Source organism: Mesorhizobium sp. M7A.F.Ca.US.002.01.1.1, from assembly GCF_004022955.1.
Taxonomy (GTDB): domain Bacteria; phylum Pseudomonadota; class Alphaproteobacteria; order Rhizobiales; family Rhizobiaceae; genus Mesorhizobium; species Mesorhizobium ciceri.
Window position 1 is genome coordinate 1 of record NZ_RZQE01000576.1, and the last position, 3268, is coordinate 3268.

Annotated in this window: 3 protein-coding genes and 1 pseudogene; 3 read left to right on the forward strand and 1 reads right to left on the reverse strand. The window is 63.5% G+C overall.

The window, feature by feature from the left end:
• Together EN932_RS32210 and EN932_RS32215 are read left to right on the forward strand one after the other, a co-directional pair.
• The coding region (locus tag EN932_RS32210; protein ID WP_281061567.1) for a cytochrome c-type biogenesis CcmF C-terminal domain-containing protein at positions 1 to 735 on the forward strand (735 nt) is incomplete at its 5' end.
• Entirely contained in the window at positions 732 to 1196 is a 465-nt protein-coding gene (locus EN932_RS32215) for a cytochrome c-type biogenesis protein (RefSeq protein ID WP_013532633.1), read from the forward strand. The genes EN932_RS32210 and EN932_RS32215, both read left to right, overlap by 4 nt.
• On the opposite strand, the pseudogene EN932_RS32220 reads toward EN932_RS32215, so the two are convergent.
• A pseudogene (locus EN932_RS32220) lies at positions 1193 to 1411 on the reverse strand (type II toxin-antitoxin system RelE/ParE family toxin); the annotation flags it as partial. The gene EN932_RS32215 and the pseudogene EN932_RS32220 overlap by 4 nt on opposite strands.
• A 205-nt stretch (positions 1412 to 1616) precedes the next feature.
• Here EN932_RS32220 and EN932_RS32225 point away from each other — a divergent pair.
• Positions 1617 to 3170: a Do family serine endopeptidase gene (locus EN932_RS32225; RefSeq protein ID WP_013532632.1), complete on the forward strand. Its 1554-nt coding sequence runs from the start codon at positions 1617 to 1619 to the stop codon at positions 3168 to 3170.
• Positions 3171 to 3268: the final 98 nt, after the last annotated feature.

A 3268-nucleotide genomic window follows, 5' to 3' on the forward strand; every position in this document is an offset into this window, starting at 1 on the left:
GTCGCGCAGCGCCTGATGGTGGCCTTTGCAGCGGCGCTGCTGGCGACGCTGGTCACCGCTCTGTTCATCGACGGAGCCTCGGTGTTCGCAGCCCTGGGCGTAGGCCTTGCCGTCTGGCTGATCCTTGGCGCGCTCACCGATCTCGCCGTCAAATCCGGCTTTCGGACCGTCGCAACGGGGATCATGGTCCGGCGCTTGCTCGGCTTGCCGCGCTCGGTCTTCGGCACAGCCTTCGCTCACCTCGGCCTCGGCCTGACCACGCTCGGCATCGTCGGCACACTTTGCTTCGGCACCGAGAAGATCCTGTCGATGCATGCCGGCGAGACCGTCGAACTGTCCGGCCATACGCTGCGTTTCGTCGGGCTTTATCCGGCCCAGGGACCGAATTACAGCGAGGATCGCGGCCGCTTCGAGCTGATCGGCGTCAGCGGCAGCCCTGTTGGCGAAATCAGCTCCGCCAAGCGGTTTTATCCGGTGCGGCAGATGACGACGACGGAATCCGGCATCAGGACGATCGGTTTCTCGCAGCTCTACATCTCGCTCGGCGACGAGGGCAAAGACGGTTCGGTCGTCGTGCGTTTGTGGTGGAAGCCGCTGGTGACGTTGATCTGGGGCGGTGGCCTGATGATGATGGCGGGCGCGGCGATGTCGCTGATGGACCGGCGCCTGCGCGTCGGCGCGCCGTCGCGACGGCGCAAGCAGGCGAGCGTGGTGCCATCCGCGACCCTGCCATGAACGCACGGCTTTCGCTGACCTCCATTATCCTGCTGCTGGCGCTGTTTTTTGCCGGCACGGCCTTGGCGGTGAAGCCTGACGAGATGCTGCCTGATCCTGCACTTGAGGCGCGGGCTCGGGCGCTTTCGGAAGGCTTGCGCTGCATGGTCTGCCAGAACCAGTCGATCGACGAATCCGATGCCGACCTTGCCCGCGACCTGCGCGTCCTCGTGCGTCAGCGCCTCGTCGCCGGCGACACTGACCAGCAGGTCATGGACTACGTGGTTTCGCGCTATGGCGAGTTCGTGCTGCTCAAGCCGCGTTTCGACCTGCGCAATGCATTGCTGTGGGGCACGCCTGTCCTGCTGTTGCTGGTGGGAGGCGTTTTCATCGTGCTGACCGCGCGGTCGCGTCGCTCGACGGCAACCAATGCGCTGACCACTGAGGAACAGGCGGCGCTGGACAAGATACTAGGCAATTAGCTCGGCCATTCCTCCGAGGGCCAGTCCCGCGACGTGTGAATGACGCGCAGGATAACGACGCACTGACGGCCAGCAATCGGGCGCAACTCATAAGCAATGATGTACGGCAGGCGGCCGATGAACGTCTCATATGTGCCTGTTACCCGGCCTGGCCGGCCCGTCGCCATATCACCAAGGCCTCGGCCCATTTCACGAATACGATCCGCCAGGCGTGCTTGCTGTCATTTATAAAGCCTTGTGCTGAGTTGTGTACAAGATAGCGCATAGGGCATCGCGGCCAACGGGTTTGTGCGTCTCCCGACCCCAAAACATTACCAAAGTTTCATGTGTCGGAAATGGCGCTGTAATGTGCGCCACTCTAATTCTCTTGCTTGAGGATGCCCATCAGCAGCGTCCATTTGGAAAGAGGATACGAGATCCATGAATATTGCCCCCCGTTCATATTCCGTCACCCGCAAGCGTCTCATGGCTGCCGTCGCGTCTGTCGCCGTGGCTGGTGCGATCGGCGTCGGTGCGCTGACCAGCGGAACCAGCCCTGTTCTGGCCGATGCCGTGCGCGTCGAGGCGCCGCAGGTACCGGGCTTCGCCGATGTCGTCGAGCGGGTTTCTCCCGCTGTTGTCAGCGTCAAGGTCAAGGCCAAGATCAGCCCGGCCGCCGATGACGGCTCCGACCCGTCCGACGATCAGGATGGCATGAACAACCTGCCCAACAATCCGCAACTGCGCCGCTTCTTCAAGGAATTCCGCGGCTTTGGTGATCAGGACGGCCAGGGTGGCGGCAACAGGCGCTTCAGCCATCGCGACCGCAACAACGACCAGCCGCGGCCGGTTGCACAAGGGTCCGGCTTCTTCATCTCGGATGACGGCTATCTCGTCACCAACAACCACGTCGTTTCGGAAGGCTCGGCCTTCACCGTGGTGATGAATGACGGCAAGGAACTCGACGCCAAGCTGATCGGCACCGACCCGCGCACCGATCTCGCCGTGCTCAAGGTCGATGGCGTCGGCAAGTTTACCTATGTCGACTTCGCCGATGACTCCAAGGTTCGCGTCGGCGACTGGGTGGTGGCCGTCGGCAATCCGTTCGGCCTTGGTGGCACCGTCACCGCCGGCATCGTCTCCGCCCGCGGCCGCGACATCGGCGCTGGCCCTTATGACGACTTCATCCAGATCGACGCATCGGTCAACCGCGGCAATTCTGGCGGCCCGACCTTCAACCTCAACGGCCAGGTCGTCGGCATCAACACCGCGATCTTCTCGCCGTCCGGCGGCAGCGTCGGCATCGCCTTCGACATTCCCGCTTCGACCGCCAAGCAGGTCGTTCAGGACCTGATGAAGAGCGGTTCCGTTCAGCGCGGCTGGCTCGGTGTCGAAATCCAGCCGGTCACCTCCGACATCGCTGAGTCGCTTGGTCTGAAGTCCAACAACGGCGCACTGGTTTCCAGTGCCCAGGACGATGGTCCCGGCAAGAAGGCGGGCATCACGGCCGGTGACGTGATCACCCAGGTCAACGGCAAGGACGTCGCTTCGCCGAAGGAACTGGCACGGCTGATCGGCGCCTACTCGCCTGGCAAGTCGGTTGACGTCACCGTGTGGCGCGACGGCAAGAGCCAGACGGTCAAGGTCGATCTCGGCAAACTGCCCTCGAGCGACAAGCAGGCCTCTGTCGACCAGTCGCAGCCTGCCGCTCCGGCAAAGCCCGACACGCTGGCCGATCTCGGCCTGACCGTCACCAAGTCCGAAAACGGCAAGGGGCTGGTGGTGACCGACGTCGATCCTGACAGCGATGCTGCCGATCGCGGCATCCAGCCGGGCGACGTCATCACATCGGTCAATTCGACCGAAGTGAACGGCACCGACGACGTCACCAAGGCGATGACCGAAGCGGTCAAATCCGGCCGCAAGGCGGTGCTGATGCAGATCACCCGCGACGACACCAATCGTTTCGTCGCGCTGCCCGTCGCCAAGGGCTGAGGTCGGCTCCGGAGCGTTCTCTCGGCCTTCCGAGGCGGGTGAGGGCGTTCCGGCGGCAAGTTGGACTTTTCCAGTGCGCCGGTTCAACACCCCCGAGC